Origin of the sequence: Roseateles chitinivorans, assembly GCF_002761755.1 — a bacterium.
Taxonomy (GTDB): domain Bacteria; phylum Pseudomonadota; class Gammaproteobacteria; order Burkholderiales; family Burkholderiaceae_C; genus Roseateles; species Roseateles chitinivorans.
Genome location: NZ_PEOG01000014.1, coordinates 80,799 through 106,056 on the forward strand (window position 1 = coordinate 80,799; position 25,258 = coordinate 106,056).

The window sequence follows — 25,258 nt, forward strand, 5'->3', positions numbered from 1 at the left end:
GGATCCCCGACCAGCATCGACATGAATCGACGGCCTGTGGCGGCCTAAAGTCGGTGCGTTCCGATCGGGGAGGACCGCGCACCGGCCCGTATCTTGCCCCGCCTTCCAGTCGCCGTTTCCTTCGCATCTTGGGAGCCGCCATGAGCGCACGCAGCCAACACCACCGCCTCCAGGTCGACACCGCCCTGGCCCGTTTCATCGAGACCGAGGCGCTGCCCGGCACCGGCATCGAGCCCGCCGCCTTCTGGCAGGGCTTCGACGCGCTGGCCCATGACCTGGCCCCCAGGAATGCCGACTTGCTGGCGGAGCGCGACCGATTGCAGGCCGAGCTCGACGGCTGGCACCGAGCCCACCCCGGGCCGATCCGCGACATGGCGGCGTATCAAGCCTTCCTCCAGCAGATCGGCTACCTGGTGCCCCTGCCGGCCGATCCGAAGGCAACGACCGCCGACGTGGACGCGGAGCTCGCAATCCAGGCCGGCCCCCAACTGGTCGTTCCGATCTTGAATGCGCGTTACGCGCTCAACGCGGCGAACGCGCGCTGGGGCTCGCTGTACGACGCGCTCTACGGCACCGACGTCATTCCCGAGACCGATGGCGCCGAACGAGCCGGCGGCTACAACCCGGCCCGCGGCGCCAAGGTCATCGCCTTCGCGCGCCAGGTGCTGGACCAGGCCGCGCCGCTGGCGGGCGCCTCGCACGCCGACGCCACCGGCTACCGCGTCAACGGCAGCGCGCTCGCCGTCGCCCTGAAGGACGGCCGCGACGTCGGACTGGCAGACCCGGCGCAGTTCGTCGGCTACCTGGGCGACGCCGCGTCGCCGACAGCCGTCCTGCTGCGCCATCACGGCCTGCACATCGAAGTGCAGATTGATCGCGCCTCGCCGATCGGCCAGACCGATGCCGCCGGCGTGTCCGATCTGCTGATGGAGTCGGCGCTGTCGACCATCCTCGACCTCGAAGACTCGATCGCCGCCGTCGATGCCGAGGACAAGCTGCTCGCCTACCGCAACTGGCTGGGAATTCTGCGGGGGTCTCTGACCGAGGAAGTCAGCAAGGGCGGTCGCAGCTTCGTGCGGCGCCTCAACCCGGACCGCGTCTACAAGGCGGCGGGCGGCGGCCAGGACGTCGTGTTGCCGGGCCGTTCGCTGCTGTTCGTGCGCAATGTCGGCCACCTGATGACCAATCCGGCCATCCTGCTCGACGGCGGGCGGGAGATCCCCGAGGGCATCATGGACGCCGTCATCACGACGCTGATCGCGTTGCATGACCTGAAGCAGTTGTCGGGCTCGGGCCTGCGCAACTCGCGCCGGGGCTCGATCTACATCGTCAAGCCCAAGATGCACGGACCGGCCGAGGTCGGCTTCGCCAATGAACTGTTCGGCCGCGTCGAGCAGTTGCTGGGCCTGCCGTCGTCGACGGTCAAGCTGGGCATCATGGACGAGGAGCGCCGCACCAGCGTCAACCTGGCTGCCTGCATCGCCGCGGCACCCAGCCGCGTCGCCTTCATCAACACCGGCTTCCTCGACCGCACCGGCGATGAGATGCACACCGCGATGCTGGCCGGCCCGATGCTGCGCAAAGGCGACATGAAGACCAGCGCCTGGATCCAGGCTTATGAGCGCAACAACGTGCTGGTCGGCCTCAGCGCCGGCTTGCGGGGTCGGGCGCAGATCGGCAAGGGCATGTGGGCGATGCCCGACCTGATGGCTGCGATGCTCGAGCAGAAGATCGCGCACCCGAAGGCGGGCGCCAATACCGCCTGGGTGCCCAGCCCGACCGCCGCGACGCTGCATGCGCTGCATTACCACCAGGTCAGCGTGGCGCAGGTGCAGCAGCAGATCGAGGCGGAAGCGCCTGGCGTCGATCGCGCCGAACTGCTTCAGCGTCTGCTGACCATTCCGGTGACGGACACGCCGAACTGGTCCGATGCCGAGAAGCAGCAGGAGCTCGACAACAACATCCAGGGCATCCTGGGCTACGTGGTGCGCTGGATCGACCAGGGGGTTGGCTGCTCCAAGGTGCCGGACATCAACGGCGTCGGCCTGATGGAAGACCGCGCCACGCTGCGCATTTCCAGTCAGCACGTGGCGAACTGGCTTTATCACGGCGTCGTCACCGAACAACAGGTTCGGGCGACATTCGAACGGATGGCGGCGGTCGTGGACCGACAGAACGCCGGGGATGCCCTCTACGAACCGATGGCCGGTCGCCCGCAAAGCATGGCCTACCAGGCGGCGCTGGACCTGGTGTTCCAGGGAAGGGAACAGCCGAGCGGTTATACCGAGCCACTGCTGCATGCGTGGCGGCAGAAGCGGAAGGCCGGCGCAGCCCGTTAAGGCGCACAACACCGGCGCAACGCCGTCATCTGCTCGAATTCGCCGCCATCGTGCGGTGTACGTCGACGCTGTAGAAGCGGCCCCCCGGGCCGCTTCGTTGTTTCGTGCATGTCACTTTTGCCGTTTTGGACGTACTTGCCTTCCAGAAAACGTGCGTGACTTTCGGCATCGTCAGCCGGTAGTTGTTCGCAACGCGTCTCGCAATGGCGGGATTCCCGTAGGGTGCACCCCCAGGGTCGCCGGAAACACCTGTTCCTTAAAGTTTCTTCACCTTCGCGCAGCATCTGGTCACATGGCAGCCGCCAGCGACAGGATGCTGCTTGTCATTTTTGCCATTTCCGGAACAGGCATGTCCCACTCTCTTCGCCAAGTCAGCCTGGCCGCAGCGATCCTCGCGGCCTCGATGGGCGCGCACGCACAGAACGCGCAGCCCCAACAGCTGGAACGCATCGAAATCACCGGCTCCGCCATCAAGCGGTCCATCGCCGACGAAGGCGCGTTGCCCATCTCGGTCATCAAGGCCGATGAACTGCGCCAGTCGGGCGTGACCAGCGTCGAGCAGATCATCGACCTGCTGGCATCCAGCCAGTCCAGCAGCACCGGCTCCAATTCGATCGGCTCCAGCACCGGTGGCGCTGCATACGCCAACCTGAGAGGCCTGGGCACCAACAAGACCCTGGTCCTGCTGAACGGCCGCCGCATGACGGCCTTCGCCTTCGGCGCCACCGCGGTCGACCTGAACTCGATCCCGTTCGCCGTGATCGACCGCGTCGAGGTGCTGCGCGACGGCGCCTCTGCCGTGTACGGCACGGACGCCATCGGCGGCGTCATCAACTTCATCACCAAGACCAGCTACCGCGGCGGCCAGATCGTGCTGGAGGCCACTCGTCCGCAGGAGGACGGCGGCAAGAGAGAAGGCGGATCGGTGACGATCGGCTTCGGTGACCTGGACAAGGACCGCATCAACTTCTGGGCCTCGTACGACCAGCGTCGCCAACAACGCGTGCGCGCACTGGACCGCGATTTCGCGCGGACCGGCATCATCCCGTCGCGCGGCGTGTCCGGAAGCTCGGGGACCACCTTCCCGGGCAACTTCACGCAAGGCAACTTCGGCGGCAATCCGACCGCTCCGGGCTGCCAACCGCCACTGTCGCTGGTGAGCCCGACCAACGCGGCGAACTGCATCTTCGACTTCAGCTCGACGATCGACATCATCCCGGACACCAAGCAGGACACGCTCGCCGGCCGCTTCACCTTCAAGCTCTCGGACGACCACCAGTTCTCGCTGGAAGGCAACCAGACCGTCAACGACAACATCTCGCGCGTCGCGCCGGATCCGGTGACCGGCATCACGATGCAGCCGAGCAATCCATTCTTCCCGAGCACCTATCCCGGCATCAACCTGACCCAGCCGATCAGCGTGGGCTGGCGCATGGTGCCGGCGGGTCCGAGAACCAACGGCGCCCATGCCGAGGCGCAGCGGGTCGTGGCCGACCTGTCCGGCGTGCTTGCAGGCTGGGATTACCGCGTCGGGGCCCTGTACTCGCGCAGCACTGCCCGTGACGCCGCCGTGGACGGCTATGTGAACGCTCCGTTCGTGCGGGCCCAAGTTGCCGCCGGCAATCTGAACCCGTTCGGGGAAGCGACTCCCGCGCAACTGGCCATCATCCAGCAGGCCAAGCGCGCTGGCGTCTTCGCCAATGCTCTGGGCACCACCAAGAGCGTCGATGCCCGCGTCAGCAAGGAGATCTTCGACCTGCCGGGCGGTCGCGCGGCGATCGCAGTGGCCGGTGAATTCCGCAAGGAGTTCTACAAGAACGACACCAACGACGCCGTCGTGCTGGCGATCCCGTCGGCCGGTCGTTCGCCCAACCACGTCGGCGGCAAGCGGGACGTGAAGGCGCTGGGCGTCGAACTGCTGCTGCCGGTGCACAAGATGGTCGAGGTCCAGCTGGCGCTGCGAACCGACGACTATTCCGACGCTGGTCGCACGACCAATCCGAAGATCGGCCTGCGCTTCCAGCCGATGAAGGAACTGGCGTTCCGTGGTTCGTACAACACCGGTTTCCGCGCCCCCGCGCTGGATGACCTGTACGCGCCCAAGTCGGTCACCTTCACCGCCGGCGCGAAGAACGACCCGGTGCTGTGCGACGCCAACGGCAACCCGATCGTCGCCCTGGGCGGCATCGGCAGCCGCGACTGCCGCCAGCAGCCGCAGGTGCAGAACGGCGGTGACGCCAACCTGCGTCCGGAAAAGTCGAAGACCTTCACGCTGGGCGCGGTGTTCGAGCCGACCAAGGCGCTGACCGTCGCGGTGGACTACTGGAACATCAAGCTGCGCGACCAGATCGACGTGCTGCCGGTGGACACGCTGCTGGCCAACTCGACCCGCTATGCCGACCGCATCGTCCGATGCAACCAGGTGCCGGTGGCCGAGCAGGCCAACCTGCAGCGCTGCTCCGGGCTGTGGGTGAACGGCCCGGCGATCGCATACCTGATCACGCACAACGAGAACATCGGTCGCATCAAGACGGATGGCCTGGACCTGAGCGCGGCCTACAGCCAGAGCCTGGGCGGCTGGGGCAACCTGTCGCTGGCATATGAAGGTACTTACGTCCACAAGTACGAGTACCAGACCAGCCCCGAGGACAAGTTCAAGAGCCGCCTCGCTTACTACAACGACGCGAGCGTGATCTTCCGCTGGAAGCACAACGTCTCTGCCGCGTGGGCCATGAACAACTGGGGTGCTCGCCTGTCGGTTCGCCACCAGTCGGGCTACCGCGACCAGAACGATGCGACCACCGTTGTGGGCGGCCCGTCGTTCTACGGCAATGTCGACTCGTACACGCTGGTCGACCTGTCGGGCACCTACAAGTTCAACAAGGCCACGTCGCTGACGCTGGGCGTGAAGAACCTGTTCGACACCGACCCGCCGTTCTCGAACCAGTCGACGCGTTCGCAGCGGGGCTTCGATCCGCGCTATTCGGATCCGCTGGGCCGTGCGTTCTTCGTGCGGGCTGCTTACGGGTTCTGATCGGGTTTTATGAAAATCCCCGGCCGCTCTGTGGCGGCCGGACGACAGCCTGTTGCCGAGTCGCAACGGGCTGGGCGCATAACGTTTCCGGCTTTGTCCCCTTGCGACAAGGCCGGCCTCACCCTGCCCCTCGCCGGAAGTCACCCGTGACGCCGGTCAGGGCGGGGTTTTTCGCTTGGCGGTGCCGCCCTCGTCGCAGGGGTCGCCTCTGGCTCAATTAGTAGGAACCCGCGCCGATCAGCAAAGACCGTTCATTGACACTCTTTTCACACGGCATTCACGCATTCGAAATGCCAGAACGCCGTCCAGTAACGTTTTGCGCGCCGCCACGAGCGCCGCCGCTCAACACTTTAGGAGTGTCTTTTGAACAACAAACTGAACGCGGTGAGCTTGGCAGTCGCCGCCACCCTCGCGGCCGCGTCGTCGGCAGCCCTGGCCCAGGCGCAAGAACAAGCCCAGTTGGAGCGGGTCGTCGTGACCGGCTCGGCGATCAAGCGCATCGCCGCCGAAGGCTCGCTGCCCGTGCAGACCGTCACCCGCGCCGAAATCGAGCGCAGCGGTGTGACCTCGGTCACCGAGCTGATGCAGAACCTGTCCTCCGTGCAGGGCGGCTTCACCGAAGGTGACACTGTCGGTGGCGGCGGTGGCGGTCTGGCCACCGTATCCATCCACAATCTCGGCGGCGACCGCACCCTGGTGCTGCTGAACGGCCGGCGCCTGATCGGCGAAGCCGGCGGCGCGGTGGACCTGAACATGATCCCGCTGTCGATCATCGAGCGCGTCGAAGTGCTGACCGACGGCGCCTCCGCGCTGTACGGCTCCGACGCCGTGGCTGGCGTGGTGAACTTCATCACTCGCACCAATTCGCAGCGCAAGAACATTTCCGCCTTCGTATCGGTGCCGACCGAAAGCGGCGGCAAGGAGCGCAGTGCGTCGATCTCCGGGGGCTTCGGCGACCTGGAATCCAACGGCTTCAACCTGCTGTTCGGCTTGTCCATGGACAAGCGGGACGCGCTGACGGCTAGCCAGCGGGACTTCTCGAAGACCGGCGTGATCAACTTCGGTCACGACGGAAAGAACTACCAGTTCTTCAACGGTTCTCCGTCGGCGATCCCGGGTAACGTCAACGTCCCGGTCCGCAACCCCGACGGCACGATCGGTTCCGAGCTGCGTAATGTGTACCTCGCTCAGAACGGCGAGTGCGCACCGCAGAATGTGCGCGTCGACGACTCCTGCTACTTCGACTACGCCGGCACCGTCCAGGCCTTCCCCGACCGCAAGCGCACCAACCTGTTCGGCTCGGGCTCGGTCAAGCTGGGCGAGCACACGCTGCGCGCGGACCTGCTGCTGGGCAAGACCAAGACGAGCGGCAAGATCGCCGCGGTCCCCGGCGCCGTCGCCGTCGATCCGAATGGCCCGTTCGCCGCGCAACTGGCAGCGGTCGGCTACACGCCGGCCTACCTGCAGTCGTTGGGCCTGGATCCGAACCGCATCGCGTCGGTGTCCTATCGCGCCTTCGACCTGGGCAATCGGACCAGCACCTTCGATCGCGACAACAAGGCCTTCTGGCTGTCGCTGGAAGGTCAACTGGCCGGCTGGGACTACTCCGCTACGGCGGGTTACCAGCGTGCGGAAGTGGAAGAGAGCAATTCCGGCTATCCGCTCGCCAAGGCCTTCGGCGCATTGCTGCGCTCCGGCGTCTACAACCCGTTCGTGCTTCCCGGCCAGCAATCCCAGGCCGCCAAGGACGCCGTGTCGCAGATCATGATCTCCGGCGCCTATGGCGTTGAAACCAGCACGCTGGCCAATGTGGACCTCCGGGCCTCCCGCGAGATCTTCAAGACGGCGGCCGGCGGAGCCTACCTGGCAGTCGGCGCCTCGTTCCAGCAGGACAAGGTCGAAGACAACCCGGGCAAGGTGGCCCGCGGCGAAGGCGGCCCGAATGGCGACGACCAGCGGTTCGGCGACAGCACCGTCGTGATCCCCTACGACGCCAAGCGCGACACGATGGGCGCCTTCGCCGAACTGATCGTCCCGGTGATGAAGAACCTGGAGGTGACCGGCAGCGTCCGCTACGACAACTACCGCAATGTCGACAGCGCGACCAATGGCAAGGTCTCGTTCAAGTTCACGCCGACGCCGGAACTGCTGTTCCGCGGTTCATTCGGAACGGGCTTCCGCGCTCCGACGCTGCGGCAGCTGTACCGTCCTCTGCAGGAGTTTGGCGTGACGGCGACGCCGTACGAGTGCAGTCCCGGCATGGCGGCGATGGCCGCCAGCCTGGGCGCTGCCTGCCAGCCTGGCGAGAAGCAATACAACGTGTTTACCGGCGGGGTGAAGACAGTCAAGCCGGAAGAGTCTAAGCAGGCCACGCTCGGCTTCCGCGTCGAACCGACGTCGTCCTTCTCGTTCGGCGCAGACTGGTGGTGGGTCGGTATCGACAAGACTTTCGGCTCGGTCGACGAGAACGAGGCCTTCAGCGATCCGCAGAAGTACTCCAATCTGTGGCTGGTCTACACCGATCCGGTTACGGGCGAAAAGTTCCTGGCCTACAACGCCAGCACGACCAACCTCGGCAAGTCGTACAGCTCCGGCATCGACTTCGACGTCACTGGCCGCGTCAACACGCCGTTCGGCCGCCTGACCTCTAACCTGCGCGCGACCTACATGCTGGATCGCAAGGTGCAGCTGCTCGCCAACGGCGAGTACTTCTCCGATGTGGCTGAAAACCACGCCGCGCTGGGCACGGTCACCTTCCGTTGGAAGGGCCAATGGTCCAACACGCTGCAGACCGGCAACTGGGCGCACACGGCCAACATCAACTTCCAGTCGGGCTACAAGGACTTCCCGACCTTCGTGACCGATCGCGATGATCCGAACCCGGCGACCAACGAGCATCTGGTCCGCCTGAAGGTGAAGCCGTACGCGACGCTGGATTGGCAGACGGCATACACCTGGAACAAGCAGCTGACCCTGGCCCTGGGCGTGAAGAATGTCTTCGATAAGCAGCCCCCGCTGTCGCTGCGTGCCAATGGCGGCCACATGCTGGGCTTCGACTATCGCTACTACAGCCCGATGGGCCGCACCATCCAGGCGCGCGCGAGCTACGACTTCTAATCCGGCAGGCGATTCGCCGCTTGCGGCGAGCTCCGAACCGCACACAAGGGACCCCTTTAGGGGTCCCTTTTTTATGGCACTGCCATACGCACCGACGCATTGGCAACTGGTACGGAACCAAATAGAAGGTGAAGTAATGTTGCCATTGCCGCGTCGATAGCGCCAAGTCATTGAATCACAATGGCTTTCTTATAGTCAGAGAATTCGATTTCACATTGCGCGTTGCTATTTTCATACGAGCCTTCTCACCTTCTTCACGCAATACAAACGTGGTATCAACGCTTCGTGCGAAATTCAGTCGTTTTGCGTCTCTTCAGATATCCGACATTTCTGTGAGAGTAAATGCCGCGTAAATGCGAAAACTGTGGCGCAGGCACGACCGAAAAGTCATCCGAGATTAAGGAAAAACCCGCAAAGAATGCAGGTTCGACAGGTCGCCGTCAGGATTCGGTGCGCTTTACGAACAGCCGCCTATGACCTATGGGGATTACTCAGCACACTTTTGCACAGGCCTCGCGATGCGAGGCCGTTTCAATTCCAGCTCGCCGCACCCACAAGGAGGGCGGGCGCTCTCCCCTAGAGGTGCATATGTACAAGCTGAACGCGGTGAGCCTGGCAGTCGCCGCCACCATTGCGGCCGCGTCCTTTCCGGCGCTGGCCCAGGAACAACAAGACCAGAGCCAGCTCGAGCGGGTCGTCGTCACGGGGTCCGCGATCAAGCGGCTCGACGCCGAATCGTCCGTGCCGGTGACGACCTTCAAGATGAGCGACATCCGTCAGCAGGGCCTGACGACGGTGGAACAGATCCTGAGCACCCTCACGGCCAGCCAGAGCAGCCTGGGCACCAGCCAGGCGGTCGGCTCGTCGACCGGCGGCGCCTCCTTCGCCGACCTGCGCGGCATCGGTGCAAACAAGACGCTGGTGCTCCTGAATGGCCGCCGGATCGCCAACAACGCCTTCGACGGCTCGGCGCCCGACCTGAACATGATCCCGCTGGCGGCCATCGAGCGCATCGAGGTGCTGCGGGACGGTGCCTCCTCGCTGTACGGCACGGATGCGATCGGCGGCGTCATCAACTTCATCACCCGCTCCGACTACCAGGGCGGCACCGTGACGCTGGGCTTCGATTCGCCGCAGCACGCCGGCGGCAAGACCCGCAACGCCAATGCCGGCTTCGGCTACGGCGACCTGGACAAGCAGGGCTTCAACCTGTTCGGCTTCGTCGACCTGCAGAAGCAGGACCCGATCGGCGGCACACAGCGTGACTACAACACGCGCTTCGTGGGCGGCAAGTCCGGCTCCACCCTGCCGGCCAACTACTACCAGGACGGCAGCACGATCTACAACCCGGCCGCCCCGACCTGCGCCAGCGGCATTTTCCTTGTGCCGAACGCGGACCAGACCTCCTGCACGATGTCGACCTCGCGCTATGTGGACTACGTGCCCGAGAGCCAGCGCGCCTCTGCGATGCTGAAGGGCAGCTTCAAGCTCAACAACGACCACACCTTCGGCGCCGAGTACTTCATCACCCGCTCCGAGGTGAAGACGCGCATCGCCCCCGTGCCGTACGGCTTCCTCGTGCAGAACCGCCTCCGTCCGGACGGCTCCGCGAACCCGTTCTATCCGACCAATCCCGCGCTGAGCTCGACCTATGACGGCGACGGGTATGCCGGCCAGACCATGACCGACGGCGGCGCGACGATCCAGCCGGGCTACATCACGCTGAAGTGGCGTGACGCCCCGAACGGGCCGCGTGGCGACAAGAACACCAACACGCAGCAGCGCCTGGTGCTGTCGTTGGACGGCACACTGGCGGGCTGGGACTACTCGGCCGGCCTGAGCTACAACCAGAACAAGGTCACCGAGGACCTGATCAGCGGCTATTCCGACGGCAACAAGATCACCGAAGGCATCCTGACCGGCATCATCAACCCATTCGGCGACCAGGATGCGGCCGGCACGGCCTACCTCCAAGGCGCCAACGCGCTCGGTCGACTCATGATCGGCAAGGGCCGCACGACCAACCTCGACGCGCATGCTAGCCGTGAACTGGGCGACTGGCTGGGTGCCGGCCGCGCCGCCGCCCTGGCGCTGGGCGCGGAGTTCCGCCAGGAGAAGTTCACGCAGGACGCGCAGGACGCGTATGCGCAGACCGTAGTCGCCTCGACCGGCATCGACCCCAACATCTACAGCTCCGGCAAGCGCGACGTCTACGCCGTCTACGGCGAACTGAACGTGCCGCTGCTCAAGACGCTGGACGTCACCGCCGCGATCCGCTACGACAAGTACAACGACTTCGGCAGCACGACCAATCCGAAGTTCAGCTTCCGCTTCCAGCCGTCCAAGGAAGTGCTGATCCGCGGCTCCTACTCGACCGGCTTCCGCGCCCCGTCGCTGTATGACCTGCACGCTGCGCCGACGTACACGAACTCCAGCACGGTCAACGACCCGCTGCTGTGCGCCAACGGCGGCACGACGATCAACCTGTGCGATGCCCAGTTCATGGTCCGCAACGGCGGCAACGACCAGCTCAAGCCGGAAAAGAGCAAGAGCGCGTCGCTGGGCTTCCAGTTCGCGCCGCTCAATGACCTGAGTTTCGGCGTCGACTTCTGGTGGCTGCGTGTGAAGAACCTGATCGGCGTGATCGGCGATGCTTCGCTGTTCGACCCGAACAACCTGGACAAGTTCGGCCAGTTCTATCACCGCAACTCGCAGGGCCGCCTCTCGGTCGACGGGTCGCAGTGCCCGGGCACCGATTGCGGCTATGTGGACGTGCGCCAACTCAACCTGGGTGGCAACAACACCAATGGCTTCGACCTGAACGCGAACTACCGTTTGCGCTTCGCCGGCGCCGGCAACATCGTCCTTGGCCTGAACAGCACCTACGTGACGAAGTACGAGTACCAGGACCTGCAGGATGGGCCGTGGAATCAGAACGTCGGCGTCTACTCCGGTGCCGGCCCGGTCTTCCGCTGGCAGCACACCATGTCGGCCGTCTGGTCCTATGACAAGTTCACCGTCGGCCTGACTGGTCACTACAAGTCCGGCTACATCGACGTGACACCGACCAACCATGTGGGCAGCTACACGACGGCAGACCTGTATGCCTCCTGGCGTCCGATCAAGAGCGCCTCGTTGACGCTGGGCGTGCGCAACATCGCGGACCGCGATCCTCCGCTGACCTTCCAGACCCAGGTTTTCCAGGCAGGTTACGACCCGCGCTACACGGACCCAACCGGCCGCACCTTCTACGTCCGCGGTTCCTACGACTTCTGATTGACAGGAAATCCGACACAATCCGAGGGCCCCATCCGGGGCCCTTTTTCTTTGTCCGGATCCGTTCTCCGCCGTCTCCGTTCACGTATGTCCGAATTCCTATCCACTCCGCCGTCGCAGTGCCAGGTCCTCATCATCGGCGCCGGCCCCGCCGGCAGCGCCACGGCGCGCTGGCTGGCCCGGGCGGGCGTGGACGTGGTCTTCGCCGACCAGCAGCCGCTGGGTCGCGACAAGGTCTGCGGCGACGGCCTGATTCCCGACGCGCACCATGCGCTCGATCGGCTGGGCCTGCTGGACCGGGTGATGGCCAAGGCGCAGCGCTCGGCACACGTGGGCTGTGTCGGACCGCGCGGCGGCCGCATCGACGTCCCCGGTCACCTCGCCGTGCTGCCGCGCAAGCAGCTCGACGAGATCCTCAACCTCGGCGCGCAGGAGGCCGGCGCGCGCTTCCTGGCGCCGGCGCGCTTCGAGGCGGCGCTCGAGGACGCCCAAGGCCGGGTGCGCGGCGCCCGCTTCTCGATCGACGGCCAGCCGCACGAGATCGCCGCGGACTGGGTGATCCTGGCCACCGGCGCCGTGCCGAAGGCGCTGACCGCCGCCGGCATGTGCGAGCGCCACACGCCCAGCGGCGTCGCGCTGCGCGGCTATGTCCGCGCGCCGTCGATGGTCGGCGAGATCAAGGCGCTGGAGGTCGTCTGGTGCAAGCCGGTGCAGCCGGGCTACGGCTGGATCTTCCCGGCGCCCGACGGCAGCTTCAACATCGGCGTGGGCGTGACCGACAGCCATCAGGACCTGGCCGGCAAGGGCCAGAAGAAAGACGTCAACCTGCGCGCCATCTTCGACGCCTTCGTCGCGCATTACCCGCCCGCCAGGCGGCTGATGGCCGAAGGCGAACTGATCGGCGAGCTCAAGGGCGCGCCGCTGCGCTGCACGCTCAAGGGCGCGCGCTGGACCCGCCCCGGCCTGCTGGTGACCGGCGAGGCGGCGGGCTCGACCTACTCCTTCACCGGCGAGGGCATCGGCAAGGCGATGGAGACCGGCCTGCTCGCCGCCGAGGCGATCCTCGCGCACCGCGGCACCGCCGACGGCTTCGATGCCCAGGTGCGCGCCCAGTACGAGCAGGGCCTGCGCGCGCTGCAGCCCAAGTACGACCTGTACGAGCGCGGCAACCGCGTCAACCGTTTCCCGTGGCTGGCCGACCTGCTGATCTGGCGGGCCAAGAAGAGCCCGCGCCTGCTGCAGCGCATGAGCGGCGTGCTCAACGAGACCAGCAACCCCGGCAACCTGGTCAGCCTGAAGGGGATCACGCGGCTGTTCCTCGAATGAGCGCCGCGACCTGAGCCTGGAGAGACCGCGATGTGCCAGCTGATGGGCATGAACGCCCGCCGACCCACCGACGTCATGTTCAGCTTCGCCGGACTCGCGACGCGGGCCCATGAGCACAAGGACGGCTTCGGCATCGCCTTCTTCGAGGGCCGCGGCCTGCGGCACTTCGTCGATCACCACAGCGCGCGAGTGTCGCCGCTGGCCGAGCTGGTCAAGACCTACCCGATCCGCAGCGACGTCGTCATCGCGCACATCCGCAAGGCGACGCAGGGCGTGGTCTCGCTGGAGAACACCCATCCGTTCGTGCGCGAGCTCTGGGGCCGCTACTGGGTGTTCGCGCACAACGGCGACCTGAAGGGCTTCGCGCCGCGGCTGCATGCCGCCTTCAAGCCGGTCGGGCAGACCGACAGCGAGCAGGCCTTCTGCTGGCTGATGCAGGAGCTGGCGAAGGCCCACGCCAACATGCCGGCCATCGAGGAACTGAACCACACGCTGCGCGAGCTGCTGCCCCAGCTCAATCGCCACGGCACCTTCAACATGCTGCTGTCCAACGGCCAGGCGCTGTGGGCCCACGGCTCGACCCGGCTGCATTACCTGCTGCGCCGGCCGCCGTTCGGTCACGTGACGCTGCAGGACGAGGACCTGAGCGTCGACCTGGCCGCCAAGACCACCGAGGACGACCGCATCGCCATCGTCGCCACCGAACCGCTGACGCGCGGCGAGACCTGGGTGCCGATCGAGCCGGGAACGCTGAAGGTCTTCCTGGGCGGCGAACCGCTCTGCTGAGCCCGGATTGCGGGCCAGTCGTCCCCGCCAACCGCCATTCGCCGCATCCGGCGGTGTGTCCCCCACCCCTGGCCTAGACTCGCCCCATGACCTCGCCCAGCGCTCCCGCCGAAGCCGCCGCCGCCACCGCCGTGCCGGCCAAGCCCGCTGTCGATGCCGGCGCCGGGGTCCGCTTCGACTGGGCCTACTGGCTGTTCCCCGGCCCGCGCCGCCGCTTCTCCCCCGCCGAGATCGAGCGCTCCGGCCTGAAAGGCTGGTCCAGCGGCATCGATTGCTACGTGATGAGCAACGTGCTGGTGCTGGGACTGGTCTTCTACACGATGCTCCCGCGGCATCTGGCGCATGTGATCCTGTTCGGCGGCCTGGCGATGGCGTCGCTGGGCCTGGGCGTCGCGCGCTGGCTGTGGCGCCAGCCGACCCGCACCCGCTTCAACGGCGCCACGCTGGCGCTCAGCGTGCTGATGGTGCTGATCACGCTGGTGATGGTGAAGCTGGGCTTCCGCGACGAGGCGCGCGACCTGCTGCCCTTCGCCGCCGGCGGGATGACGCTGACGGTGTCGTCATGGTGGTTCCTGACGCTGTACCGCACGCAGCAGCTGGGTGCACGGCTCGCCGAGCTCGACGCCCAGGACGAACGCATCGCGATGGCGCAGCGGCTGGCGACGGCGCAGATCCAGCCGCATTTCCTCTTCAACACGCTGGCCTCGCTGCAGCACTGGGTGGACACCCGTGACGACCGCGCCGGCCCGATGCTGCGCTCGCTGACGCGCTACCTGCGCGCGACGCTGCCGATGTTCGAGCAGGACCGGTTGCCGCTCGAGCAGGAACTGCAGATCGTGCGCAGCTATCTGGACATCATGCAGGCGCGGCTGGGGCAACGGCTGAGCTGGTCGCTGGACACGGACGCCGGCGCCAGCGCCGTGATCGCCGGCGCCAGCCTGCCGCCGGGGACGCTGCTGACGCTGGCGGAGAACGCGATCACCCACGGCATCGAGCCGAGCCTGCGTGGCGGCCACATCGCCGTGCGGGTGAAGGCGGCGGACGGCCGGCTGCGGCTGGAGGTGCAGGACGGCGGCCAGGGCCTGACGCCGGGCGCCTGCGACGGCCTCGGGCTGGCCAACACGCGGGAGCGGCTGCAGGCGCAGTTCGGCGCCGAGGCCCGGCTGGGCCTGGAGCCCGCGCCGGACCAGGCGCCCGGCTGCCTGGCCTGGGTCGAGGTTCCGGCCGCCTGAGCGCGGCCCGCGACAGGGCGCACCGGCCTTGCGGCGGGGCGACGACACATCGAGGGGAGAGACAGACATGACGAAGATCCGCACGCTGATCGCGGACGACGAGGAAGGCCCGCGCGAGCAGCTGCGCGCGGCGCTGGCGCGACTGGCGCCTGAGCTGGAGATCGTGGCCGCCAGCGTCAACGGCTGCGACGCCTGGGACGATTGCCTCGAGCATGAGCCGCAGCTGTGCTTCCTCGACATCCGGATGCCCGGCATGTCCGGCCTGGAGGTGGCGCAGCGCCTGGCGCAGCTGGCGGAGCCGCCGCGGGTCGTCTTCGTCACCGCCTACGGGGATCACGCGCTGTCGGCCTTCGAAGCGGGCGCGGTCGACTACGTGCTCAAGCCGGTGGAGGACGCTCGCCTGGAGCAGTGCCTGCAGCGCCTGCGCCAGCGCCAAACCCAGGGCACCGTCGCGGATGCGGACGGCAGGAACGGCGAGTCGGCGGACCCGGCCGCCCTGCCCGCGATGCCGGCCGCGACGCTCGAATTGCTGCGCCAGCTGCTGCCGGCCCAGCGCCCCGCGATGCGACCCATCCAGGCCAGCCAGGGCCGCGAGATCCAGCTGATCTCGCCCGACGACATCCTGTTCTTCCAGAGCGACAGCCGCTACACCCGGGTGGTCCACCGCGATGGCGAGGCCTGGATCCGCACCGCGCTCAAGGAACTGCTGGGCGATCTCGATCCATCGGTGTTCTGGCAGGTGCACCGCTCGGTGCTGGTCAACAGCCGCTTCATCGCCAGCGCGACGCGCGTGGACGAGAACACGATGCAGCTGTCGCTGAAGGGCTGCGCGGAGAAGCTGCCGGTGTCGCGGCAGTTCCAGGGGCTGTTCAAGGGACAGTGACACCGGTCGGCGCCGAGCACGGGCGCGGTCGAGGTACAACGCAGCTTCTTCCACGAGGCCGCTGGCCTGACGGAGTCCCGAGCATGCGGAATGGCCACACGACCCCGCTCAGGCGCGAGCGCCCACGCGGACCCTGGAGCGACGCCGCGCGCGCTGCCCTGCTGCTGGTGATCGCGGGCCTGGGCGCCACCCCGGCGCATGCGCGCGTGACGCGCATCGTGGTCGACGAGGTGACGCCGCTGATCGGCGAGCAGCGCGGCTACGAGCGGCTGCGCGGTCGCGCCTTCGGCGAGTTGGACCCGGCCGACCCGCGCAATGCCGTGATCACCGACCTGCGCCTGGGCGCGGACCCTGACGGCAAGGTGCGTTACGAGACCAACTGGGTGATCACCCGACCGGTCGGCCGCAAGGCGGCGAGCGGTTTCCTCTGGCACGACGTGCCCAACCGCGGCGGCGAAGTCCGGCTGCAGCCCGGCGAGCTGGCCGCCGGCGACATCGGCCTGCGCAGCGGCTGGCAGGCCGACAACGCCGGCAGCACCGGTGTGCCACGCTGGCGTCCCGAGGCCGCGCGCCACCACTATGTCCGCGTGCCCATCGCCCGCGTCGATGGCATGCCGGTGACCGGTACCGTCATGGCGCGCATCGTCAACCGCCGCGGCCCGGACTCGCAGCCCTTGCTGGTGCAAGGCAACCCGGTGCCTTACCTGCCGGTCTCCCTCGACACGTCGCGCGCCACCTTGACGATCCACACGAAGGAGACGGTCGACGGCCGCATCACCACGGCCGGCGCGGTCGACCCGAAGGACTGGGCCTTCGCCCGCTGCGACGCCGAGCACCCGTTCCCCGGCAAGCCGGTCGACATCGATCCCTCGCGCGCGCCGGACAACCTGCCGATCCATGTCTGCCTGCGCGACGGCTTCCAGGCGGACCGCGTCTACCAGCTGACCTACACCGCGGGCAACGCGTATGTGCTGGGCGTCGGGATGGCGGCGTTCCGGGATGTCGGCGCCTTCTTCCGCCATGAGAAGGCGGACGACACCGGCACGCCCAATCCGATCGCCGGGCAGGTTCGAGGCAGCGCGATCCGCGGCGTCTCGCAATCGGGGAACATGGTCCGGCAGTTCCTCTTCATGGGCCTGAACCAGGACGAGGCCGGCCGGCAGGTCCATGACGGCGCCTGGGCGATCATTGCGGGCCGCCGCGTCGCGGCCAATGCCCGCTGGGGACAACCCGATGGGGTGCTCGAGCTCTATCAGATGGGCAGCGAAGGCCCCCAATGGTGGGTCGACTGGCCGGACCGCGTCCGTGAGCTTCCCGCCAAAGGCTTGCTGACGCGCTGCACCGCCAGCAAGACCTGCCCCAAGGTCATGGAGCATTTCGGCGCCGCTGAGGTTTATGCGCTGAAGCTCTCGCTGGAGTGGGTGGGATCGTCGGCCGATGTCGACATCCCGCTGGCGCCGGAGGTGCGCCGGTACTACGTCGCCGGCAGCCCGCATGGCGGCGGAGCGGGCGGCTTCCGGCACCCCGGAGGGACGACGCCGTTCAGCTGTCCGGGCAACCAGTTCGGACAGGCGACGCTGGCACCGAATCCGGTGCCGCATCGAGAGCTGCGCAATCTGCTGAGCGCGGCGATGCGCGACTGGGTGCTCAAGGGAACGCCGCCGCCACCGAGCCGATATCCGACGTTGGCGCGCGGCGAGCTGGTCGATCCGACGCGCGAGGCCATGGGCTTTCCGGCTGGCGTGCCAGGTATTCCGGACAGCGTCTTCAGGCCGGAGAACTTCGTGTTCCCTGTCTTCGATTACGACTGGGGACCGGACTTCGATCGCGTCGAGGCCGCTGGTGTCCCGGATCGGGTTCCGCCTGCGATCCGCCGGGTATTGCCGGCGAAGGTGCCGCGGGTCGATGCCGACGGCAACGAGGTCGGTGGCGTGCCGACCGTGCTGACGATGGCACCGCTGGGGACCTACCTCGGATGGAACATCACCGCCAACGGCATCCACGCCGGCCAGGTGTGCAACTACGCCGGTGGCTACGTGCCCTTCGCACGCACCCGTGCCGAGCGCGAGGCCAACGGCGATCCGCGCTTGTCGTTGGAGGAGCGCTACCGCGATCACGCCGGCTATGTCGCCGCCGTGCGGAAAGCCGCCGACCGCGCGCTGGCACAAGGCTTCCTGCTGAAGGCCGATCATGAGCGGCTATTGAAGGAGGCGGTGGCCAGCGACGTGCTGCGCTGACCCCGGATACGTCTTCCAGCAATTCGAGTCGTCCACCCACCGCAACCCCGGTGAAGTGGCATCAACGGCACAGCAATAGGCCGTATCAAGCCTTCGCTCCCTGAATGAACACTGGTCAGGCAGGCAATTCCGCCTGTCTTTCAATGCCAATTCAGGAGCAGACATGACCGAGCTTGAACCTCATGAAATCGACATGGTCTACGGCGGTGACCACTGGGGGTACGAAGCATCCGAAGACTGGGCGGCGATGGCCCGCAGCTACTCGTACGGCTCGGCCGGCTTCTGGGGGCCCTCATACCCGTCCTGTACCAGCAACGTCCAGGTGCAGACGCGCTCCGAGACCACGACCGGAGGCACTGGCGTCAGCATCAGCTTGTCCGGCACCTTTCCCTATGTCGGCGTCAACCTCACCCCCAAGGAGGTGACGACGCACACGGCCAGCGTCACCCGGACCGTCAACTGCACGTATTGATGAGGGCCATGACACGTCGCTGTGGGGCGCGTCACCCGATCAGGGTGGCCGCCCTTCTGCATCTGCTGGTCCGCTGCATGCTGTCGGCCGCATCGACGGCGGCTGCGATGCCCACGCAGACGGTCTGCGAGGCGTCCATCCTCGAGACCCCGACGTTGGTGGCATTCGAAGGTTGCATCGACCAGCAAAGCGCCAGACTCCTCGTTCGAGCGCTTGAACGCCACCCGTCGTCACCGTTGCTGGTGAAGTCCAGTGGCGGAGACGCCAGCGCCGCGATCGAAGCCGCGGCAGTGATGGCGCTGCTGCAAACCCGCCTGATCATCCGGGGCCAATGCCTCTCCGCCTGTGCCAACTACTGGTTGCCCGCCGCGGTGTCCGTCCTTGTGGAGGAAGGCAGCGTCATCGGCTTCCATGGCGATGTCCGGACCATCGCCCGGCATGATCCGCTGCCACCTTCATTTGGGCTTGATGCGCGGCAGGGCATGGCCCGGTTGGTGGAGCAGGAAGCGACATTGGGCAAGGCGATTCCGAGGGTGGAGGACCTGCATGCATTGCAGGCCATTCGCAGGAGCGGCGATTCTCTCCGCGTTCACCTGCGAGGCCGTTGGCAATCCTGCCCGGGGCTTCAGCTACCGGCGATCTGGGCCCCCACAGTGAACGCGCTGCGGGCCCTGGGATTCGTGAGCCGCATCATTCCTCACGATCCCGACTTCGAGCCACGGATCACCGCCGGCCATGATGAGCACGCGATGAGTGCCGGCAACGACGAGGGCGACCCCACTGCTCGATGCCTATGCACCGAAGCTCCGTGACCCGCAGGCCCCCTCTGCGAGCGCCTGCCTCGCCAGCGCGCGACGCCGGCCTGGCATTGACGGCGGAGCGCGATCTCCCCCGCCAGCACGATGTACCGCTGGCCACGTGGCTAGACGCGCAACGCTCCCGTCCAATCATCCCGCCGCACGTGGACCGGTACGGTCGCCTCTCCCTGAACCCTTCCTCCAGCACGATGCCGCTTGACCGCGCCGAAGAGATCGTGGGACTCGCTTGGCGACACCGATACATCGAAAGCCTGGACCACTTCGCGCGGCTTGGTCGTGCGCTGCAGGCGATCGCGTGCAGCGCCAGGCATGCACGATCTCCGATGGGCCGCATGCTCGGCCTCGTGCGTACCGCCACGAGCTTGGGACGCCTTTGCGTGCTGCAGCACCGAGACGGCGAGATCGCAGGGTTCTTCTTTGAAGTCCTGCGCCTCGCAGGCCTGCCCGACCCGATGGCCTTCGACATCGTCACCGGGCCGCGGCGCGAGGCCGCCGTGTTCGCAGTCAGGGCTGCCATCGAGGACGCGCAGCGGGTTCGCCTGGATCTGCTCGAGCCGGCGCCGATGGGGCAGGTGGACTGGCCAATGGCCAAGCTTTGGAAGCGCGAACCGCCCGACAGCCTTCGATTGCTCCGCCGCTTCCTTCAACCCCTGATCGGCCGTGCTTTGCGCGAGGACTGCCAGCAGACACATGGCCGCTTGTCGCGGACTCGATCGGAGCTCTTCAAGCCACACCTCCGCCAATCCATCTTCCAGGCGATCGACCGCGAGAACGACGGGCGCCTCGGCGCGACAGCGTCGTTCGTTCAGGCCTTCGTTGATGGCCACATCGCTCGCGGCCGGCGTGAACGGGCGGCCGCTGCAGCGGACCCCATGCGCGTCATCGCCTCGTTCGGCGGCAGTGCTCGCTGAACAGCCTTCGACCGCCGGCCCTCATCTCCGTCTCGCGGGAAGGGGGCCAGCGGGGAAGACGCTCGAAGCGCAGGCTCCTCAGCGGGCTGCGGCTTGCGGCGCGGGAGCCTCGGCCTCGATGCCGCCGGCCAGCGCCTTGTAGACGCCCACCAGCGAGGTCGCCGCCGCCGTCTGCGACTGCGCCAGCTGGTTGCGTGCGCTCAGCAGTTCCCGTTCGGCGTCGAGCACGGCGAGGAAATCGCTGATGCCGACCTTGAAGCGCTCCCGGGCGATGTTGGCGGCGCGCTCCGCCGAGACGGCCGCGTCGAACAGCGCCTGCGCCTGCTGCTGGCTGCGGTTGTAGGTCACCAGCGCGCCTTCGGTCTCCTCCAGCGCGGCGAGCACGGTGCGCTCGTAGCTGGCGAAGGCCGCCTCGTTCCGCGCGTCCGCCGCCGCGATCTGCGCGCGAATGCGGCCGAAGTCGAGCAGGTTCCAGACCAGTTGCGCGCCGAGGTTGTAGGCGTAGGCGGGACCGTCGTTGAGGTCGCCGATGCGCGAGGCGTTCTGGCCGATCGTGCCGCCCAGCGTGATGCGCGGGAACATCGCCGAGCGCGCCACGCCGACCCGCGCCGCCGCCGCAGCCGCCTGGGCTTCCGCGGCGCGGACATCCGGCCGGCGGCGCAGCAGGTCCTCGGGCGTGCCGATGCGGTCCAGCGCGATCGTCTTCAGCCCCGGCAGCGGCTTGACGTCGGACAGCTCCACATCCAGCGCCGTCGGCGGCTGGCCGGTCAGCACCGCCAGGCGATAACGGGTGCGGGCCAGTGCCATCTCCAGCGCCGGAATCGTCGCGGCCGTGCTCTGGACCAGCGCGCGGGCGCGCTCGGTGTCGAAGCCGGTGCCGCGGCCCGCCTCCTGGCGCCCGGACACCAGCTTCAGCGCGCCCTGCTGCGTGTCCAGCGACTGCTGGGCCACCCGCAGTTGCTCCTGCAGGCCACGCAGCTCGAAGTAGTTGCGCGCCACTTCCGCCGCGACGCTGACTTGCGCCGAACGCAGCCCCGCCTCGCCGGCGAGCAGGTCGGCCGCCGCGGCCCGGCGTTCGTCGGAGAGGCGGCCGAACAGATCGGCTTCCCAGCGCACGTCGAAGCCGACCGAGAACGCGTTGTTGGTCTGCGGGTTGCCTTGATAGTCCGGCGCCCGCACCCGCGCCGCGCCCGCGTTCAGGTCCACCGTCGGGAACAGCTGCGCATCGGCGAAACGCGACAGCGCGCGGGCCTCGCGCAGGTTGGCCGAAGCGATGCGCAGGTCGGTGTTGGCCTGCAGCGCGCGCTGCACCAGCCCGTCGAGCCCGGCGTCATTGAAGCCCTGCCAGAAGCGTCCTGCCGGCGCCTGTGCCAGCGTGCCGGCATCGCCCTGCGGCGCGTTGGCGAAGCCGGAAGCCAGCGGCACCTCGGACTGCCGGGGCGCCGGCGCCGTCGAGCAGCCGGTCAGCGCGACCGTGGCGGCCGCCGCGGCGGCCATCAGAGAGACTCGGAAGAACATCATGCGTGCCCCTTCGGCGAAGTGCCCTTGGGCGGGTCGGCGTCGTCGACGCCCGGATGGAACGGGTGCGCGGCCGCATCGATCTGGTGGCGCAGCTCGACCGCATGGGCGCGCTGCTTCTCGGTGCCCTTGCGCAGCAGCGCGTAGAACACCGGCGTCAGGAAGATGCCGAACAGCGTCACGCCCACCATGCCGGAGAACACCGCGATGCCCATCGCGCGGCGCATTTCGCTGCCCGCGCCGGTGCCCAGGATCAGCGGAATGACGCCGGCGCAGAACGCGATCGAGGTCATCAGGATCGGGCGCAACCGCATGCGGCAGGCATGGATGATCGCGTCGCTCAGCGCTTCCCCGCGTTCCTCCAGCTCCTTGGCGAACTCGACGATCAGGATCGCGTTCTTGCAGGCCAGGCCGACCAGCACCACCAACGCCACCTGGGTGAAGATGTTGAGGTCCCCCGCCTGCATGAACGGCGGGAAGTGCGACAGCCACACGCCGAACAGGGCCGACAGGATGCACATCGGCACGATCAGGATGATCGCCAGCGGCAGCGTCCAGCTTTCATACTGCGCCGCCAGCACCAGCACCACCAGCAGCACCGAGATCGCCAGCACCGCCGCCATCGTCGGGACCGAGAAGCTGCCCGCCTTGATGTCGCGGGTGAGCCGGTCCTGGTAGGTCAGCTCGGTCCACTCGTAGGTCATGCCGCGCGGCAGGTTCTTCAGGCGCTGTTCCATCTCCGCCTCGGCCTGGCCGCTGGAGAAGCCCGGCTTGGCGGCGCCGTTGATGTCGGCGCTCGGGAAGCCGTTGTAGCGCGTCACGCGCGTCGGGCCGAAGGTCGGATCGACGTTCATCAGCGCGCCCAGCGGCACCATCTCGTTCTTCTCGTTGCGGGTCTTCAGGTCGGTGATCGCGCTGGCATTGGCGCGGAACGGCGCGTCCGCCTGCACGATGACCTGGTAGGTCTTGCCGAAGCGGCTGAAGTCGTTGACGTACAGCGAGCCCAGGTTGATCTGCAGCGTGTCGTAGATGTCCTGCAAGCGCACGCCCATCTGCTTGGCCTTGGTCCGGTCGACGTGGGCGAACAGCTGCGGGACGTTGATGTCGTAGGTCGAGTAGGGCGTGCCGATGCCGCTCTTCTGGTCGCCGTAGATCGGGCCCAGCGTGCCCCAGATGGCGCCATACAGCGCCTGCTCGCCCAGGCCCGAACGGTCCTGGACCTGCACCTTGAAGCCGCCCGCGTTGCCCAGGCCGTCCACCGCCGGCGGCGGCACGACGAACATGCGAGCGCCCTGGATCTGCTGGATGGCGCCGTTGACCTTGCCCAGGATCGCGTCCTTGGACAGGTCGGCGCTGGTGCGTTTCTCGAAGTCGTCCAGGCCGAAGAACACGATGCCTTCGTTGGGCGCGGCCGAGAAGCCCGCGATCGACAGGCCCGGGAAGGCGATCGAGTCGCGGATGCCCGGCACCTTCAGCGCGATGTCGCTCATGCGCCGGATGACCTCGTCGGTGCGGTCCAGCGTGGCGCCGGCCGGCAGCTGCGCGATGCCGATCAGGTACTGCTTGTCCGGCGCCGGCACGAAGCCCGACGGAATGCGGGTGAACAGCAGCGCGGTCAGTCCCAGCAGCACCGCGTAGACGATCAGCGCGGCCGACTTGCGACGCAGGATGCCGGTGACGCCGCGGCTGTAGCCCTCGCTGCGGCGCTGGAAGAAGCAGTTGAACCAGTGGAAGAACCGGCCGAACAGCTTGTCCATCACCTTCATGATGGGGTCCTTGGGCGCGTCGTGCGGACGCAGCAGCAAGGCCGCCATCGCGGGCGACAGGGTCAGCGAGTTGAACGCCGAGATCACCGTCGAGATCGCGATCGTGACCGCGAACTGGCGATAGAACTGGCCCGACAGGCCCGGGACGAAGGTCAGCGGGATGAACACCGCGCACAGCACCAGCGCGATCGCGATGATGGGCCCGGAAACCTCCTGCATCGCCTTGATCGTCGCGTCGTGCGGCGTGAGGCCGTCCTCCAGGTTGCGCTCGACGTTCTCGACCACCACGATCGCGTCGTCGACCACGATACCGATCGCCAGCACCAGGCCGAACAGCGTCAGCGTATTGATCGAGTAGCCCAGCAGCAGCAGCACCGCGAAGGTGCCCACGATGGACACCGGCACCGCCAGCAGCGGGATGATCGATGCGCGCCAGGTCTGCAGGAAGATGATCACCACCAGCACGACCAGCAGCACCGCTTCGATCAGGGTGTGGATGACCTTCTCGATCGAGGTCGCGACGAAGCGCGTCGGGTCGTAGACGATGTCGTAGCTGACGCCGGCCGGGAAGTTGGCCTTCAGCCGTTCCATCGTGGCGCGGACGTCCTTGGAGATGTTCAGCGCGTTGGATTGCGGGGCCTGGAAGATGCCGATGCCGACCGCTTCCTTGTTGTTGAGCAGGCTTCGCAGCGCGTAGGTGCCCGGGCCCATCTCGACGCGGCCCACGTCGCGCACTCGCACCAGGCCGCCGGTGGCGGTGTCGGTGCGGATGATGACGTCGGCGAACTCCTCCTCGGTGACGAGGCGCCCTTGCGTGTTGATCTGCAGCTGGAAGTCGGTGCCCTTGGGGGCCGGCGGAGCGCCGACGACGCCGGCCGCGACCTGCGTGTTCTGCTCACGGATCGCGTTGGTGACGTCGGTGGCGGTGAGGCCGCGGCCGGCGAGCTTGGCCGGGTCCAGCCAGATGCGCATGGCGTAGTCGCCGGAGCCGAACACCTGCACCGAGCCCATGCCCTGCACGCGCAGCAGCTCGTCGCGCACCTGCAGCTGCGCGTAATTGCGCAGGTAGAGCGCGTCGCGCGAGTTGTCCGGGCTGACCATGTGGACGACCATGGTCAGGTTGGGGCTGGACTTCTCGGTCGTCACGCCGATCTGCCGGACGATGTCGGGCAGTCGCGGCAGCGCGCGGTTGATGCGGTTCTGGACCGCGGTTTCCGCTGCTTCGGGATTGGTGCCGATCTTGAAGGTGACCGTCAGCGTCATGCCGCCGTCGGCGGTGGCCTGGCTGTCGAAGTACAGGACGTTTTCCAGGCCGTTGATCTGTTCCTCGAGCGGCGTGGCGACCGTCTCGGAGATCACGCGCGGGTTGGCGCCGGGGAACTGGGCGCGCACGACGACCTGCGGCGGCGCGACCTCGGGGTACTCGGAGATGGGCAGCCGGAAGATCGCCAGCAGGCCCACCAGGAAGATGAAGATCGAGAGGACCGACGCGAAGCGCGGCCGCTCGATGAAGAAGCGGGAGATATCCATGAACGACCTCGCG

14 protein-coding genes are annotated in these 25,258 nt (G+C 67.3%); 12 read left to right on the forward strand and 2 right to left on the reverse strand.

Going from position 1 to position 25,258, the window contains the following annotated elements; translation table 11 throughout:
* Nucleotides 1-140 precede the first annotated feature (140 nt).
* The 12 genes from CS062_RS06895 (at nt 141) to CS062_RS06950 (ending at nt 20,431) form a co-directional block, all read left to right on the forward strand.
* Nucleotides 141-2,339 (forward strand): malate synthase G, encoded by a 2,199-nt coding sequence (locus tag CS062_RS06895; protein ID WP_099860703.1) that lies wholly within the window; start codon nt 141-143, stop codon nt 2,337-2,339.
* 349 nt (nt 2,340-2,688) lie between these two features.
* Nucleotides 2,689-5,373 carry a TonB-dependent receptor gene (locus CS062_RS06900; RefSeq protein WP_158238691.1) on the forward strand — a complete coding sequence of 895 codons (2,685 nt, stop codon included), beginning with the start codon at nt 2,689-2,691 and terminating at the stop codon, nt 5,371-5,373.
* Nucleotides 5,374-5,736: 363 nt separating this feature from the next.
* On the forward strand, nt 5,737-8,490 hold the full coding sequence (locus CS062_RS06905; RefSeq protein WP_099860707.1) for a TonB-dependent receptor: 2,754 nt from the start codon (nt 5,737-5,739) through the stop codon (nt 8,488-8,490).
* A gap of 588 nt (nt 8,491-9,078) precedes the next feature.
* A complete protein-coding gene (locus CS062_RS06910) occupies nt 9,079-11,766 on the forward strand; it encodes a TonB-dependent receptor (protein WP_158238692.1) in 2,688 nt (895 codons plus the stop codon).
* 87 nt (nt 11,767-11,853) lie between these two features.
* A complete protein-coding gene (locus tag CS062_RS06915; protein ID WP_099860710.1) occupies nt 11,854-13,092 on the forward strand; it encodes a geranylgeranyl reductase family protein in 1,239 nt (412 codons plus the stop codon).
* Nucleotides 13,093-13,122: 30 nt separating this feature from the next.
* Nucleotides 13,123-13,878 carry a class II glutamine amidotransferase gene (locus tag CS062_RS06920; protein WP_099860712.1) on the forward strand — a complete coding sequence of 252 codons (756 nt, stop codon included), beginning with the start codon at nt 13,123-13,125 and terminating at the stop codon, nt 13,876-13,878.
* 86 nt (nt 13,879-13,964) lie between these two features.
* Nucleotides 13,965-15,110 carry a sensor histidine kinase gene (locus CS062_RS06925; RefSeq protein ID WP_099860714.1) on the forward strand — a complete coding sequence of 382 codons (1,146 nt, stop codon included), beginning with the start codon at nt 13,965-13,967 and terminating at the stop codon, nt 15,108-15,110.
* A gap of 67 nt (nt 15,111-15,177) precedes the next feature.
* On the forward strand, nt 15,178-15,993 hold the full coding sequence (locus tag CS062_RS06930; protein WP_099860715.1) for a LytR/AlgR family response regulator transcription factor: 816 nt from the start codon (nt 15,178-15,180) through the stop codon (nt 15,991-15,993).
* Between the two features lie 83 nt (nt 15,994-16,076).
* The gene (locus CS062_RS06935; protein ID WP_233217950.1) at nt 16,077-18,230 is read left to right on the forward strand and encodes an alpha/beta hydrolase domain-containing protein; all 2,154 of its coding nucleotides are present in this window, start codon (nt 16,077-16,079) and stop codon (nt 18,228-18,230) included.
* A gap of 163 nt (nt 18,231-18,393) precedes the next feature.
* Nucleotides 18,394-18,702, forward strand: coding sequence for a hypothetical protein (locus CS062_RS06940; protein ID WP_099860717.1), 309 nt, complete (start codon nt 18,394-18,396; stop codon nt 18,700-18,702).
* Between the two features lie 44 nt (nt 18,703-18,746).
* A complete protein-coding gene (locus CS062_RS06945; RefSeq protein ID WP_143742269.1) occupies nt 18,747-19,514 on the forward strand; it encodes a hypothetical protein in 768 nt (255 codons plus the stop codon).
* A gap of 194 nt (nt 19,515-19,708) precedes the next feature.
* Nucleotides 19,709-20,431, forward strand: a complete 723-nt coding sequence (locus CS062_RS06950; protein WP_143742270.1) for a hypothetical protein — start codon at nt 19,709-19,711, stop codon at nt 20,429-20,431.
* A gap of 78 nt (nt 20,432-20,509) precedes the next feature.
* On the opposite strand, the gene CS062_RS06955 is transcribed toward CS062_RS06950, so the two are convergent.
* Nucleotides 20,510-21,952, reverse strand: a complete 1,443-nt coding sequence (locus CS062_RS06955) for an efflux transporter outer membrane subunit (protein ID WP_099860722.1) — start codon at nt 21,950-21,952, stop codon at nt 20,510-20,512.
* A complete protein-coding gene (locus CS062_RS06960) occupies nt 21,949-25,245 on the reverse strand; it encodes an efflux RND transporter permease subunit (RefSeq protein WP_099860724.1) in 3,297 nt (1,098 codons plus the stop codon). The genes CS062_RS06955 and CS062_RS06960 overlap by 4 nt, the downstream gene beginning before the upstream one ends.
* Nucleotides 25,246-25,258: the final 13 nt, after the last annotated feature.